Source organism: Corynebacterium sp. TAE3-ERU2 (assembly GCF_019209955.1).
Classification (GTDB): Bacteria; Actinomycetota; Actinomycetes; order Mycobacteriales; family Mycobacteriaceae; genus Corynebacterium; species Corynebacterium megadyptis.
In genome coordinates this window covers 55443-70319 of the sequence record NZ_JAHUTL010000001.1, presented here as the reverse complement: position 1 = coordinate 70319, position 14877 = coordinate 55443, and the positions used below count along the sequence as shown (strand labels likewise).

Below are 14877 nucleotides of genomic sequence, written 5' to 3'. Positions count from 1 at the left end.
GCGGCCCCGCGCCCCGCGCAGCATACGACCCCGCCATGGTGTTATCCACCTGGCGGGGTCGTATGGCGTATGCGGGCGATAAGCCGGTTATTTCACCGGCAGGGCACTGGCGAGATAGTCCGCGCCCACCAATTGCCCGTCGCGGAAGTCCAGCATCCACATCGAGCCCTTCTTCGCCTTAATCTCATCGATCGGCAGCTGACCGCGGGCCGCGGCCCACGCCACCACATCGGGGATCCAGATCCCCTGGGAGCACACCACAGAAATCGTGCCGCTGCGGGACAGCTCCGAGATGGCGCTGTGGCAGTTTGTCATCTGCGAAAGCCAGGCATTGTCGCCGAAGAGCTCATTGACGGTGACATCCATGCCCAGCTCATCGGCCAGCGGGGCAATAGTGTCCTGGCAGCGATCAGGCTCGGCGGAATACAGCTGCTCGGGGCGAAAAGCGCTGAGCAAAGGCACCAGCATTTCCGCTTGTCGACGCCCTTTCTTATCCAAAGGCCGGATAGAGTCATCGCCCTGCCAATTCTTCCGCTGATAGGCCTTGGCGTGGCGCAGCAGAATGACGCGGGTATCCGGGGCAAGGCGCAGCCGTTTCTCGGCCTTGCGCAAGACGTCCACATCCAGCTGGTAGGACAGCAGCGAGGCGGCGTCGTCAATGGGCAGCCAGCGCAGCGTGTCCACCTCATCATTGGCGCTGAACTCGCCGCCGATGACCTCGGCCAGCCAGTAATAGACCACCTTGGTGCGCTTGTGCACCGGGTAGCTGACCTTGCCGATGAGCTTGTCCAGGCGGACCTCGTAGCCGGTTTCTTCCTCGATCTCACGGGCGGCAGTCACCGGCAGGGACTCACCCGGATCCAGCTTGCCCTTCGCCAAAGACCAGTCGTCATAGCGGGGACGGTGAATCACCGCCACCTCTATCTCCTCGGGGCGGGAACGATCGCCGCGCCACAGCACCGCGCCCGCAGCAAGGGTCGGGCGGGTGATGTCCTTGCAGGGATTAGAAGGAATTTTTTGCAGCCGACCCGTGACAAGCACGTTGTTCTTGCGGTCTTTATCAGTTTCCTGCGCGTGAGAAGCCATAGCTGCAATTGTAGGACGGCGGTCTTAGGTGCCGCAGAAGGTGGTGAAATTCTCCGTCCATTCCGCAGCTGCCGGCTCGAGCAGCTCCGGATAGGCGGCGTCGGCATCGAAGGGGTGGCGCAGCGCGTGCAGGAGTGCATCCCACGGCTGCCAGTCATCCTGGACGGCCGCGCTGAGGGCGCGTTCCACCTCGTGGTTGCGGGGAATGACCACAGGATTATTCCGCTGCGGATCCGGCTCGCAGTCCCGCCAGGCCTGCCACAGAGGATGGGTCTGCTCTGCTGCGTAGTCCTCGAGAGTGGCGAAAAACGTGGTGTGATCCGGCTGCTCGCGGCGCAGATAATCCAGGGCAAAGGAGACCACCTGCGGCGCCTGTGGCCGGCCGCTGATACCGAGCTTGGCGGCCCACATCTCGGTGGCGATGGCGTCGAAGCGACTGCCCTGGCTGCTCAGGACCTCTTGGGCTTGGGCGATGGCGGCCTGCGGGTCGGCGTCGATAAGCGGCAGCAGCACCTCACCGAAGCGGGCCATATTCCAGCCGAGGATCGCCGGCTGCTGGCTGTAGCGGTAGCGGCCGGTGGTGTCGATGCTGGAGAAACACGCATCCGTGGCGTGGGCGTCGAGAAAAGCACAGGGGCCGTAGTCGATCGTCTCGCCGCTGATCGTGGTGTTATCGGTGTTCATCACCCCGTGGATAAAGCCCACGCCCATCCACTGCGCCACGGTGTGCATCTGAGTGTTCATCACCTGCTCGAGCAAGGCCAGCGCCCCGCCGCCGGCATACTCGGGATAATGCCGCTGGAGGCAATACTCGACCAGCTGGGCGGAAACATCCTCGGCGCCAAGGACCGTCGCCATCTGGAAGGTGCCCACGCGAATATGGGAGCTGGCCGCCCGCACAATCATCGCCCCGCGCTCAGGGCCACTACGCAGCACGCTGCGGCCGGTATCAATCACCGCCAGCACCCGCGTGGTCGGGATGCCGAGAGCGTGCATCGCCTCGGAGATCAGATACTCCCGCAGCATCGGCCCGCGCGCCCCATACCCATCCGCGCCCCGCGAAAAAGGTGTGGGCCCCGAGCCCTTGAGGTGAAGATCCACCAGCCCACCAGGAGTGTCGAGCTCGCCGAGCAGCAGGGCGCGGCCATCGCCCAACTGCGGATTGAACTGGCCAAACTGGTGGCCCGCATAGCCCTGGGCCACCGGCTGGGTATAGCAGCCGCTGGCCCGGCCGCACAGAAAATCCAGCCCCGCATCCGTGCGCAGCCACTGCGGATCCAACCCGAGCTCCGCCGCGAGAGGCTCATTGAGTTGCAGCAGCGAGGCATCGGGATAATCAGCTGCCTGCCACTCAAGGCAGAGATCGGGGAAGTTCTCGGCAAACTCGGCGCGCAACACAGGAGTAGACATACCGCCACAGTGTACTGTCCACGGCCGCTGGGCAATGCTCGGTAGACTCGCACACAGACGCAGCACTGTCTGCGGCGACTCCACTCTGCGCGCCGCTTCGACACAGTGCAGCTACAACAACGAGCAGCTACCACCGCAACGAGCAGATACCTCGGGAAGGACACAACAGGGTTCATGGTCAACGTGACAGTGATGGGCGCAGGAAGCTGGGGCACCACCCTAGCCAAGGTATTCGCCGATGCCGGAGCCACCGTGCGCCTCTGGGCGCGCCGGGAATCGGTGGCGAAATCCATACAGATCATGCGCGAGAACCTCGACTACCTGCCCGGGCTTAGCGTGCCCCAGTCCGTGACCGCCACGGCCGATGCCGCCCACGCCCTCGCCGGCGCCGACATCGTGGTCTTGGGCGTTCCCTCCCAGACACTGCGCGCCAATGTGGAGCAGTGGGTCGAGCTCATCCCGCGGGAGGCGATCGTGATCAGCCTCGCCAAGGGTGTAGAACACGGCAGCTTGATGCGGATGAGCGAGGTAATCGCCGAGGCTGGACGCATCGAGCCGGAGCGCATCGCCGTGCTCTCAGGGCCCAACCTGGCCCGCGAGGTGGCCATGGAACAGCCCGCCGCCACCGTGATCGCCTGCACTAACGAGGACAACGCCAAATACGCCCAGGCGGCCTGCTCTGCGCCCTATTTCCGGCCCTATACCAATACCGATGTCATCGGCACCGAGCTCGGCGGGGCGTGCAAGAACGTCATTGCCCTGGCCTGCGGTATGGCCAATGGCAAAGGGCTAGGGGAGAACACCACCGCGAGCTTGATCACCCGCGGCCTCGCCGAGATCGCCCGGCTGGGCGTGGCGGTCGGCGCCGATAGCCGCACCTTCGCCGGGCTGGCAGGATTGGGCGATCTGGTCGCCACCTGCAGCTCGCCGCTGTCGCGCAACCGCAGCTTCGGCGCCCGCCTCGGCCGGGGCGATTCGCTTGAGCAGGCCACCCACGCCACCTCGGGGCAGGTGGCTGAGGGCGTGACCTCCTCGGAGTCGGTGTTCCGCCTCGCCGAGCGGCACGGGGTAGACATGCCTATCACGCACGCCGTGTACCTGGTGTGCCACGAGGGAATGGATGTGGACACCATGGTGGGTGCGCTGATGGGGCGTTCGAAGAAGTCCGAGTAGTACAATCGCAGCGGTTCGGCACCCACCCCGCTCGCCGAGGTGCGGTGCAATGCCGCGTGCCTGCGCCGCAGCAGGCGGACAGCCCCGCAACACAGCCCGTACCCACAGTCCCGCACTACTGTCCATAAGACAGCCCGTCACTACAGCCGAGATATGAAAGACCGAGATGACTGCTCCCACCTCTTTTGCCAGCGATGCCACTGACACCCGTACCTCTGTTGCCGTCGTCTATGGCGGCCGCAGCTCCGAGCACTCGATTTCCTGTATCTCGGCCTCGGCGGTGATGAGCCACCTCGATGCTGAGACCTACCGGGTAGTGCCGGTGGGCATCACCCTCGAAGGCACGTGGGTGGTGGGGCAATCCGATCCGCAGCAGCTCCGCGCCGACGGCCGCGAGTTACCCGTGGTGGAACACACCGAGGAGGTTCAGCTCTCGGTGGATCCCAACCGGCGCGGCGAGTTCCGCTATAGCAGCGGCGAGCGCGCCGGGCAGCTCTATGATCGCGTGGATGTGATCGTGCCGGTGCTGCACGGCAAATTCGGTGAGGATGGCACCATCCAGGGTCTGTTCGAGCTCTCCGGGGTGCCCTATGTGGGTGCCGGGGTGCTGGCCTCGGCGGCCGGGATGGATAAGGAATACACCAAGAAACTCATGAGCGCCTCGGGGCTGCCCGTGGGGCGCGAGGTGGTGCTGCGGCAGCGCGGCGAGCTCAGTGAGGCAGAAAAGGAGCTGCTGGGGTTGCCGGTATTCGTCAAGCCGGCTCGCGGCGGTTCTTCGATCGGTATTTCCAAGGTGGAGTCTTGGGAGGAGTTCCCCGCGGCCTATGAGGCGGCGGTGGCCTATGACGAGAAGGTGATCGTGGAGGCGGAAATCCGCGGCGCTGAGGTGGAGTGCGGCGTGCTGCAATACCCCTCGGGCGAGGTGGTGGCTTCGGTGCCGGCGCAGCTCATCGGCACCGAGGACGGCGACGAGGGCTTCTACGACTTCGACACCAAATACTTGGACAATGTGGTCTCTGCCGCGATCCCGGCGCCGCTCGCCGAGGAGACCACGGAGCTGATCCAGTCGCTGGCTGTGGAAACCTTCCACGCCCTGAACTGCACGGGCTTGGCGCGCGTCGATTTCTTCGTCACCGACTCCGGCCCGGTGCTCAACGAGATCAACACCATGCCCGGCTTTACCCCGATCTCGATGTATCCCAAGGTATTCGAGGCCTCCGGCGTGCCCTACGCTGAGCTGCTAGATATTGTGGTCCAGCAGGCGCTTTCTCGCCGCTAGCTGCGGCGCTTATCGACGCTTATTCGCAGCCATCCATCCGCGGTGTAAAATACAAAGCGCTGCTGGGTCGAGCCCGCAGGGGAATCTGGTGCAACTCCAGAGCTGACGCGCAACGGTAAGCCGCGCTTCGCTTTCACAGCGAGGATATGTGGACAAGTCCGAATGCCTGCCCTCGGCCAACGTTAAAGGCAGCTGAAAGAAAGTGTGAACCACTTGATGGCTAGGTTTTCGGCCTCGCGTGGGGATGCGAGTATCTCGTTTTCCTAAGGTCGCCTAGCAGTGAAGGATTGTTGCTGGCGTGTCGATTTTTCGACGCAGCTACACGGCCCTCGTGGCCGTGCTTGTGCTGCTCATTGCGGTCTCAGCCGTTGCCTCGGTAGCGGTGGGATCGGTCACCATCCCGCTCGGTGATGTGGCTGCTGTGATGCAGTCGAAGCTGGGCCTGTCTTCGGCCACGGTGCCGGAGCAGTCGGTGGAGACCATTGTGTGGCAGCTGCGGACGCCGCGAGGCCTGCTTGCTCTCATCGTCGGCGCTGGGCTCGCGCTGGCCGGTGTGGCCATGCAGACTCTGGTGCGTAACCCTCTGGCTGATCCCTATCTGTTGGGCGTGTCCTCCGGCGCTAGCGTCGGCGCGACAGCCGTTATTACTCTAGGCATTTTCTCCTCATTAGGGGTGTGGGCACTTTCTGGCGGGGCGCTGATTGGTGCGCTCGTGGCCACGATGGCGGTGTATGGAATCACCTACGCCCAGGGAGGTATCACCCCCTTGCGGCTGATCCTTACCGGTGTCGTGCTCGCGAGCGCCTTTTCAGCCCTCGCCAGTTTTCTCGTGTTCATCGGTCCCGATCCGCGCGCCGCGCAATCGGTGATGTTTTGGATGCTGGGCTCTGTCGCAGGGGCGCAGTGGATCAAATTAGGCATCCCGGTGGTGGCGACGCTTCTGGCCGCTGTCATTCTCTTCGTCCTCGGTCCTCGTCTCGATGCCTTGGCATCGGGGGAGGATGTGGCCGCAAGCGTAGGAGTGGACGTCGATAAGCTCCGAGCATCTCTGTTCCTTCTCCAAGCGGTGCTCGTGGGCGTGCTCGTCGCGGTGTCCGGCGGGATCGGTTTTGTCGGTCTCGTGGTGCCGCACTTGGCACGCATGCTGGTGGGCCCAACGCATCGCAGGTTGGTGCCCATCGCCATGCTCGGTGGCGGGCTGTTTTTGCTCTGGGTGGATATGGCTTCGCGCGTTGTCGCAGGCGCGCAGGAAATTCCCCTCGGAGTAGTCACCGGCATTATTGGCGCGCCTTTGTTCCTGTTCATCATGGGCAGGTCGAGCTCGTATAGCTTCGCTAAGGAGGCCTAGAACTCTGATGCGTAGTCTCCATCTCGAGCAGCTGGATTGCCTTATCGACGCCACCCCTATCCTCAGCAACGTCACCCTCAGCGTGGAGCCTGGCGCCATGGTCGCCATCGTCGGCCCTAATGGCGCCGGCAAAACGACATTGCTGCGCAGCATCGCGGGTTTTCTCCCTTCCCGCGGCCAGGTGCGCATCGATGACACGCCGCTGGCGTCGTTGAGCGCGAAACAGCGGGGCCAGATGCTGGCCTATGTCGGCCAGGAAGAAACCGTGCCGGAGGGGCTGACCGTGCGCCAAACCGTGGCGTTGGGGCGTCTGCCGCACCAGTCGGTGTGGCGGCCGCCGTCGGCTGCGGACCGCGAGGCCACCGAGAAGGCGATGCAGCGGGTGGGCGTGACCGATCTGGCCGAACGCACCTGCAACCAGCTTTCGGGAGGGCAGCGCAAGCGCGTGTTTATCGCTCGCGCCCTCGCCCAAGACACCGGTTTGATCCTGCTCGATGAACCCACCAATCACCTCGACGTGGAGCACCAGCTCAGCGTCTTGGAGCTCATGCGCGCCTCGCACGCAACAATCATCTCCACAATCCACAACCTAGACCTAGCGCTCACGCATTTCGATATCTGCCTGGTGTTGCACAACGGCGAGGTTCTTGCCTGCGGTAGCCCCACTGAGGTGCTCGACGCGGCGCGGGTGCGCACAGTCTTTGGCGTGGATTCGGTGATTGTGCGGCAAGGGCTGCGCCACCCTCATCTCGTTATCGATGGGGTATCCACCCGTTATGATTCCTCCAACCCATAGGATGCGTACACACACACATGTCACAGCCTTATCGCCTCGCGCTTGTCGCCGCCCTGAGCAGCGCCACAGTCCTTCTGAGCGCCTGCTCCGGCGGCGGCAGCGCCGAGAACCCCGCAGCGCCTAACGATGCCACCGACCACTCCGGCGAGATGGTCACCGTCACCAACTGCGGCGAGGAGGTGAGCTTTCCGAAAAAGGCCGCCGGCCTGGCCAATGACGGCAACCTCATCGCGCTCAACCTGGCCCTCGATGCCCAAGATGAGCTGGTTGCGGTCTCAAGCCTGAACCGGGACCGCGACGTGCTCGTCGAAAAATATGGCGAGAAGGTCAATAACTTAAAGGAGATCAGCGAGGAGTATCCCTCCCTGGAACAGATCGTGGCCGCCTCCCCGCAGGTGTTCTACGGCGGCTGGGGCTATGGGCTGGGGGAGGATAAAAACATCACCCCCGACTCCCTAGCCACGCACGATATCTCCACCTATATCCTCACCGAGGCCTGCCGCCAAGAGGGCTCGACCGCCCGCGGCGTGGAAAACCCGTGGGATGCGGTGCGCAGCGATCTGCGCAACGTCGGCGCGATCACCGGCCATGAGGATAAGGCCGAAGACGTGATCGCCGATATGGATGCGCGTATCGAGGCGCTGAATAACGCCCCGCAGGCGGAGAACAAGCCGGTGGTCTTCCTCTACGACTCCGGCACCGATGCGGTATTTACCTCCGGCGCGAAGGGTGCTCCCGCAGAAATGGTGGCCGCTGCCGGTGCAGACTACGCAACAGACGATCTCGATGACACCTGGGTGGAGGTGGGCTGGGAAACCCTCGCCGATGCCCAGCCCGATGTGTTTGTCTTCGTCGACTATCCCGGCCAGAGCTTCGAGCAAAAGGTGGAGCAGCTGAAGAAGAACCCCGCCACCAAGGATCTCGAGGCGGTGCAGCAGGAGCGCTTCATCAACCTGCCCTATGCGCTGTGGACCTCCGGGCCGCTCAATATCGACGGCGCCGAGCTCGTGCGCAAGGGGCTAGAGGAGTACGGGCTGGTACCGGAATCCGATATCCAGCCCAGCCTCAACGTCCGTATCGATTCCTAAAACAGGTGCCGGCCTAGCGGGCGACCGTGGCGGTGGTGTCGGCGATGACGTCTCCGATATCCACAAACACGGTCTGGCCCACAGCTTGGGGCATGGCCACCGCAATAGCTACATCACGGCCCAGGGCGTACCACACGCCTTGGGTCGTTCCATTAGCCAACTGGGTGTCATTGAACCACGGAATGTCATTGATCTGCTGCAGCTGCTCACCGGGCTCATAGCCCGCCGGCTCCGCCAGGCCGCAGCGGGTGACAATCGGCTCCAGGCCATCGTCATCCGGCATCCACGCCACCGTGTTCTGCGGATCCTGCGGATAGCCGGCGGCGATCAGCTCCGAGCCCTTAACCAGACGGTAGGTGCCCGAGGAGGTCTCTAGCACGCTCGGCAGCGCCTGCTCATAGGCCGCGCAGCTGGGATTCTCGGCATCGGGGGAGTCCAGCTGCGCCAAGGGGGCGGCAGCAGGGGACAAGCGCTCGCCCTGAATCGGCGCCAAGGCATCGTCGAGATCCGCCACCGGGTTGGGGGCATCGCCCAAGGATTGCGCATCGGCGGTCACCGCCACCGTGGGGGTAGCACCCACGAGATACCAGGTTTGCATGGTCGAGCCGGTGGTGGCGTCTTTGACCCGCAACCACTCGCGGCCATCAATATCCTCGGTGCGGGCCAAAGTGGTGTACTGGGCAGGGGGCTGCACACCGCAGCGCAAGGTGATGCGCTGATTATCGGTGCCCGACCACGCGAAGGCCCCGGCCGGTACCGGTTCCACCAGACGCGCCTTTTTCAGGCCGTTGAGCGACTCCGGGAGAGCGTCGATAAGCGCCGAGCACTCCGCTGAATCGGCCTGCTCAGAGGGCAATTCAGACAGCGCTACGGGATCGCGGCCATCGCCGAAAAGCCATTTAGTGCCGAGGAGCACCGCAATGGTGAGAAGAATCGAAAGCACCAGCGCGATAATGATGGGACGCCGAGGAATATCAGAGGCGGGAGTCTCAGTACGGGAGCTGCTCATAGCCACAAACTCTACCCGCAGCCCGTTGTGGCGGAGCATCGGATAGCATCAAATGCGGCGCCCGCACGCCCGCCGGGCATGTGCAGGCGGCGCCACGGATGAACACCCACACAACGAGGACGGTGGCATAACACGATGCCCGTGACCTTTCCCACCCGCTACGGCGGGCCAACACTCGCCGACCTAGGAGAAAAAGGCGCGATCGCGGCGATCCTGCGCGCCGCGCCCTCGGCCCGCAATGGCGATGACGCCGCAGTGCTCGGCCACCCCGTGCCCAATACCCGCACCGTGGTCACCACCGACATGCTGGTGGGCAACCGGCATTTTCGGCTCGACTGGTCCAGCGCCCACGATATTGGTCGCAAAGCGATCGTGGCGAACTTCGCCGATATCGAAGCCATGGGGGCGCGTCCCGTCGCCGCACTGCTGGCACTCGGCGCCCCCGCCGCCACCCCGGTGAGCTTCGTAGAAGAACTCGCCCACGGCATCGCCGAGGAAGCCGCCAAACACAACGCCGAACTCGTCGGCGGCGATCTGGTGGAATCCGAGGAACTCATTATCTCCATCACCGCCACCGGGCAGCTCGGCGGTAATCTGCCCGCCACCACGCTGTCCAAGGCGCGCGTCGGGCAAAAAGTTGTGGCCTCGGGAGCCCTCGGGGAATCCGCCGCCGGGCTCGCCCTGCTCTCCGAACTCGGCCCCGAGGACATTCCGGAGGAGTTCCGCCACCTCGTGCGCTCGCACTGCACCCCAGAACTGCAACCCAAACGCGGGGTGATCGCCCGCGCCACCGGGGCCACCGCGATGACCGATACCTCCGATAGCCTCTACACCGACTGCCACGCCATCGCCTATCACTCGGGCGTCGGCATCAACCTCTTCGGCGCCGCCATCGCGCCGAGCGCCGCCATGCGCCGCGCCGCCGAACTCCTCGAACGCGACCCCTGGGAATGGGTACTCGGCGGGGGAGAGGACCACGCCATCATCGCCACCACCGCCGGCCAAGCGCCGAGCGGATTCCGCGTCATCGGCGAAGTCGTGCGCGGCCGCGCCCCCTATCCCGTCACCGTTGATGGCGAGACCGCCCGCTTTGCCGATGGCTGGAGTACCTTTTCCAGCAGACCCGCGGACCGGCACAGCCCCTAAGCCAGCCCGGCCCATCCCCACCGCATCCACCACGACGCTAAAGGCACCGCCATGACCACCACCGACTTGCCCGTGCACGACAGTTGGGCGCCCGTGCTCGCCCCCGTCGCCGATACCATCCACCAGCTGGGAGAGTTTCTCCGCGCCGAAAACGCCGCCGGGCGCGGCTATCTGCCCGCCGGCAGCGACGTGCTGCGCGCCTTCAGCTATCCCTTCGACGAGATCAAGGTGCTCATCGTCGGCCAAGACCCCTATCCCACTCCCGGCCATGCCATGGGGCTGTCCTTTTCCGTCCAACCCGATGTGCGCCCCCTACCGCGCAGCCTGAACAATATCTATACCGAACTCCACTCCGATCTCGGCATCACCCCGCCCGAACACGGCGACTTGAGCGCCTGGTGCGAACAAGGTGTTGCACTCTTTAACCGCGTACTCACCGTCAGCCCAGGGCGCGCCGGCTCCCACCGCGGACACGGCTGGGAAGAGGTCACCGAATGCGCTATTACAGCCCTCGCCGAACGCGACACCCCGCTGGTGGCGATCTTGTGGGGACGCGACGCCCAAAACACCCAACGCTTCCTCGGCGACACCCCGTGTATCTGCTCGCCGCACCCCTCACCGCTGTCCGCCTCCCGCGGGTTTTTCGGCTCCCAGCCCTTCTCCCGCACCAACGACATCCTCAGCAAGCTCGGTGCCACGCCCATAGACTGGCGACTCGATACACACCCCACCCACGCATCCCAGCCGAAACACTAGACTGTAGTGTCACTATGACTTCAGCAGCCCCCACCACGCTCGGCCCCACAGAACTCCACTCGTGGGCACGCGCCGCCGCCACGCAGCTCGCGGCGCGCCGGGCGGAGATCAATGCGCTGAACGTGTTCCCCGTGCCGGACTCGGACACTGGCTCCAATATGGCGCACACGATGGAAGCCGCACTGGCGCATCTCGAGACGCTTATCGACGCCTCCCCGCAGCCACTCGACGTCAACGACGTCGCCACAGCCCTCGCCCAGGGTTCCGTGCGCGGGGCGCGGGGAAACTCCGGAATGGTGCTCAGCCAAGTGCTCCGCGCGGTGGCACTGGCCGCAGCCGGCGGCGGCATCGACGGCACTATGGTGCGCACCTCCCTCAACACCGCACTGGCCATGGTCAATGAGGCCATCAACGAGCCGGTAGAAGGAACGGTACTGACCGTGCTGCGGGCGGCCGCCGTGGCCGCCGATGCCACCGGCTCGAATGATCTGGCAGAGGTGGTGCTGGCTGCCACCGCCGCCGCCCAGCGCGCCCTCGATGCCACGCCCTCGCAGCTCGATGTCCTCCGCGAGGCGGGAGTCGTCGACGCTGGGGGAGCCGGACTCGTGGTGCTCCTCGAGACGCTCGCCCAGCAGATCGACCCGACGGTGCCGGTGCAGGATCTCTCCGCCATCACCCCGCACCGCGGCACTGCTACGCAGATGCGTAGTAGCACCTACCTCGAGGTGATGTTCTACTACGAAGGCGAGGACATCGACGAGCTCTACGCCGCCCTGCAGCCACTCGGCGATAGCCTGGTGCTCGCCCGCGCCGGGGACTATCAGGGCCGGATACACATTCACTCCGAGCAGCCCGGCACCGTCATCGAGACCGCCTATAGCTATGGCGGCGAGGTCTCCCAGCTGCATCTCGAGGCCCTGCCCGAGCCGGAGCCGGAATCTGCTCGTGTGGATCAGCAGCGGCGCATCATCATCGCCCTGTGCCCGCACGGCGAACTCGCCGAGCTCTATGAGGCCTCCGGGGCCACCGTGGTGGCGCCAGCGAGCGCCGGGGAGGACACGGTGAAAAAGATCGGCGAGGCTATCTCTACAGTCGGCGCGAAGGAAGTCTCGGTGCTGCCCAATGGGATGCTCTCCAAGCGGGAATTGGTCTCTACCGAATTAGCCGCCCATGCCAGCGGGGTGTTTATCCAATTGGTGCCCACCAGCCAGCTGGTGTCGGGGTTGGCGGCTATCGCCGTGCACGATCCCCGCCAACCGCTCGTGGTGGACTGCTATGCGATGTCCGAGGCCGCCTCCGCGATGCGTACCAGCTATATCAGTGCAGAGCCGAACCAGTATGTGGCGCATGCTGGCTCGGGGGCGGCGTCGACAAGCGAAGAACTCGCCTGTGCCAGCACCCTGGATGCGGCGGTGGCGGCGGCCTGCGAACGGCTGCTGCGGCCAGAGTCCGAACTCGTGACCGTGCTGCTCAGTGACGCCAGTGGGGTAGAGCAGCTGAGTGCGCTGCTGCAGGAGGAGGTGCTGGCGCAGCGCGATATTGAGCTCAGCGTCTATCCGGCGCGGGGGATGAACTACGCAGCGGAGATCGGGGTGGAATAGACCGTGCTGGGCTGGAAGGACGAGCGGCGCCTATCGACGCTGCTGCCGGCGAAAGAAGCCCGCGTCATTCGGGAGAAACTGGGGCTGTATACCGTCACGGACCTGCTGGAGCATTATCCGCGGGCATGGTCGCGCTATGGCTCGGATGTGCTGGCGGAATCGGTGGAAGAAGGCGATGTGGTGACCTGCGTCGGCACCGTGGTGCAGGCCAATTCCCGCTATCTGGCGTCCGAGCAGGGGAAGAAGCCGAAGCGGCTGACCCGCATTACTGTCTCCGATGGGCGCACACTCATCGGTATCAGCTTCTTTAACTCCCACTGGCTCGACCGCACCCTCGAAGTGGGCACTCGCGCGATTTTCACCGGCAAAGTGAAGTATTACCGCGGCCGGCCGCAGCTGAGCCATCCCAGCTTCCACACCCTGCCGGACCCGGACTCCGGCGAGGTGCCGGTGAGCAACATGAATGACCTGAAATCCTATGGCGATGGCGAGGCCATCCAGCAGCTTTTCGCCACCATGGACTACCTGCCGGTCTATCCCATGCGCAAAGGCGTCACCTCGTGGCGTTTCATGGCCGCCGTCGATCGCGTGCTGGGCGCGCTCGAGCACATTCCCGATCCCCTCGGCGAGCCTGCCCCGCACGGGCTGCCCAGCCTTGATGCGGCGCTGCGCGGTATTCACCAACCCGATAGCCGGGGGCCGCTGCCGTTTATCCAGCGGCTGAAATATAACGAGGCGCTCACCCTAGCGTTGGTGATGGCACTACGCACCGTGGACAATGCGGAGAAAGTTGCGCCGAGTTGCCCTGCTGTGGACAGCACCGGCACTACCGATGCCGCTGGGTCGCGCAGCGCCCAGCTACTGGATCGCCTCCCCTTTAGTCTCACCACCGGCCAGCAGGCGGTGCACCGCGAGATCAGCGAGGATCTCGGCCGAACCCAGCCGATGAGTAGGCTGCTGCTCGGCGAGGTGGGCTCCGGTAAAACCGTGCTGGCCCTGCTCGGCATGCTGCAGGTGGTCGATGCCGGCCGCCAGGCCGTCTTGCTCGCCCCCACGGAGGTACTCGCGGTGCAGCACACCCGCTCTTTGCAGGCGCTGCTGGATGCGGCCGGCATGGGCGGGGTAGGCGGAGTCCACATCACCTGCCTCACCGGCTCGGCGCCGACGGCCACCAAGCGCCAAGCGCTGCTCGATATCGTCTCCGGCGAGGCCGATATTGTGGTCGGAACCCACGCGCTTTTGCAGGAAGGTGTGGAGTTCTTCGATCTCGGGCTCGTGGTGGTCGATGAGCAGCATCGCTTCGGTGTGGAGCAGCGCGATAAACTGCGGCTGGCCCGCGGCGATGGCCTGCAGGCGCACATGCTGGTGATGACGGCCACGCCTATCCCACGCACCATCGCCATGACGAGCTTCGGTGATCTCGCGATCTCCATGCTGCGGGAACTCCCGGGCGGTCGCCGCCCGATCACCTCCTCGGTGGTGCCCGAGTCCAAACCCGCTTGGGTGAACCGGGCCTGGGAACGCATTCGCGAGGAGGTGCAGCAGGGCCGGCAATGCTTCGTGGTGTGTCCGCGCATCGACGGCGAGGGCGGGGTCTATGAGATGCATGAGCAGCTCTCCAGCCAGATCTTCCCCGAACTGGAGGTGGGCATGCTGCACGGCAAGATGGAGTCGGCCACCAAGGATCATGTGATGCGCGATTTCGCCGCCGGCGGCATCGATGTGCTGGTCTCTACCACCGTCATCGAAGTCGGCATCGACGTGCCCAATGCCACGGTGATGTATGTGCGCGAAGCCGATAAATTCGGTGTGTCCCAACTGCACCAGCTGCGCGGTCGCGTCGGCCGTGGCGCGCACGCTGCGCTGTGCCTGTTCCATACCGCGCAGCCCGCCGAGAGCCCCTCGGCTGAACGTCTGCGTCGCGTCGCGGAGACCACCGATGGTTTCGCTCTCGCAGAGTTGGATCTCCGCACTCGGCAAGAAGGCGATGTGCTCGGCACCGACCAGTCCGGAGGACACCGGAGAGTCAAGCTTTTGAGCTTGATCGACGATGGGGACATCATCGAGCAGGCCTATGCCGATGCCATGGACTATGTGCGTACCGATCCCGACTGGGCCCGCGAGCTGGTGAGTGAGGTCGAGGAGGATACGCAAGAATTCATCGAGAAGTCCTAGCGTTGTTAAG

General features: G+C 64.6%; 12 protein-coding genes and 1 riboswitch. Of the genes, 9 read left to right on the top strand and 3 right to left on the bottom strand.

Annotation, left to right across the window (positions count from 1 at the left end):
- Positions 1-87: 87 nt before the first annotated feature.
- The gene (locus tag KRX12_RS00290; protein WP_218363724.1) at positions 88-1086 is read right to left on the bottom strand and encodes a bifunctional NUDIX hydrolase/histidine phosphatase family protein; all 999 of its coding nucleotides are present in this window, start codon (positions 1084-1086) and stop codon (positions 88-90) included.
- Positions 1087-1110: 24 nt separating this feature from the next.
- The gene (locus KRX12_RS00285; RefSeq protein WP_218365358.1) at positions 1111-2496 is read right to left on the bottom strand and encodes a YdiU family protein; all 1386 of its coding nucleotides are present in this window, start codon (positions 2494-2496) and stop codon (positions 1111-1113) included.
- 174 nt (positions 2497-2670) lie between these two features.
- On the opposite strand from KRX12_RS00285, the gene KRX12_RS00280 reads away from it, so the two are divergent.
- The 5 genes from KRX12_RS00280 (at position 2671) to KRX12_RS00260 (ending at position 8180) form a co-directional block, all read left to right on the top strand.
- A complete protein-coding gene (locus tag KRX12_RS00280) occupies positions 2671-3669 on the top strand; it encodes an NAD(P)H-dependent glycerol-3-phosphate dehydrogenase (protein WP_218363722.1) in 999 nt (332 codons plus the stop codon).
- Positions 3670-3835: 166 nt separating this feature from the next.
- Positions 3836-4948 (top strand): D-alanine--D-alanine ligase family protein, encoded by a 1113-nt coding sequence (locus tag KRX12_RS00275; RefSeq protein WP_218363721.1) that lies wholly within the window; start codon positions 3836-3838, stop codon positions 4946-4948.
- Between the two features lie 47 nt (positions 4949-4995).
- Positions 4996-5137: riboswitch (cobalamin riboswitch) on the top strand.
- Between the two features lie 115 nt (positions 5138-5252).
- Complete coding sequence (locus KRX12_RS00270; RefSeq protein ID WP_218364321.1) at positions 5253-6296, top strand: iron ABC transporter permease; 1044 nt, start codon at positions 5253-5255, stop codon at positions 6294-6296.
- A 7-nt stretch (positions 6297-6303) separates the two neighbouring features.
- On the top strand, positions 6304-7092 hold the full coding sequence (locus tag KRX12_RS00265; RefSeq protein WP_218365357.1) for an ABC transporter ATP-binding protein: 789 nt from the start codon (positions 6304-6306) through the stop codon (positions 7090-7092).
- A gap of 17 nt (positions 7093-7109) precedes the next feature.
- The gene (locus tag KRX12_RS00260; protein ID WP_218363719.1) at positions 7110-8180 is read left to right on the top strand and encodes an ABC transporter substrate-binding protein; all 1071 of its coding nucleotides are present in this window, start codon (positions 7110-7112) and stop codon (positions 8178-8180) included.
- Positions 8181-8193: 13 nt separating this feature from the next.
- Here KRX12_RS00260 and KRX12_RS00255 read toward each other — a convergent pair whose 3' ends face one another.
- The gene (locus tag KRX12_RS00255; protein WP_255550002.1) at positions 8194-9189 is read right to left on the bottom strand and encodes a DUF3515 domain-containing protein; all 996 of its coding nucleotides are present in this window, start codon (positions 9187-9189) and stop codon (positions 8194-8196) included.
- Positions 9190-9324: 135 nt separating this feature from the next.
- Between KRX12_RS00255 and KRX12_RS00250 the strand changes: the two genes are divergently transcribed.
- The 4 genes from KRX12_RS00250 to KRX12_RS00235 are packed head-to-tail and all read left to right on the top strand — an operon-like array spanning position 9325 to position 14867.
- Entirely contained in the window at positions 9325-10335 is a 1011-nt protein-coding gene (locus tag KRX12_RS00250; protein WP_218363718.1) for a thiamine-phosphate kinase, read from the top strand.
- A 51-nt stretch (positions 10336-10386) separates the two neighbouring features.
- On the top strand, positions 10387-11091 hold the full coding sequence (locus KRX12_RS00245; RefSeq protein WP_218365356.1) for a uracil-DNA glycosylase: 705 nt from the start codon (positions 10387-10389) through the stop codon (positions 11089-11091).
- A gap of 14 nt (positions 11092-11105) precedes the next feature.
- Positions 11106-12692 carry a DAK2 domain-containing protein gene (locus tag KRX12_RS00240; RefSeq protein WP_218365355.1) on the top strand — a complete coding sequence of 529 codons (1587 nt, stop codon included), beginning with the start codon at positions 11106-11108 and terminating at the stop codon, positions 12690-12692.
- Positions 12693-12695: 3 nt separating this feature from the next.
- Entirely contained in the window at positions 12696-14867 is a 2172-nt protein-coding gene (locus KRX12_RS00235) for an ATP-dependent DNA helicase RecG (protein WP_218365354.1), read from the top strand.
- The last annotated feature ends 10 nt before the right edge of the window (positions 14868-14877 follow it).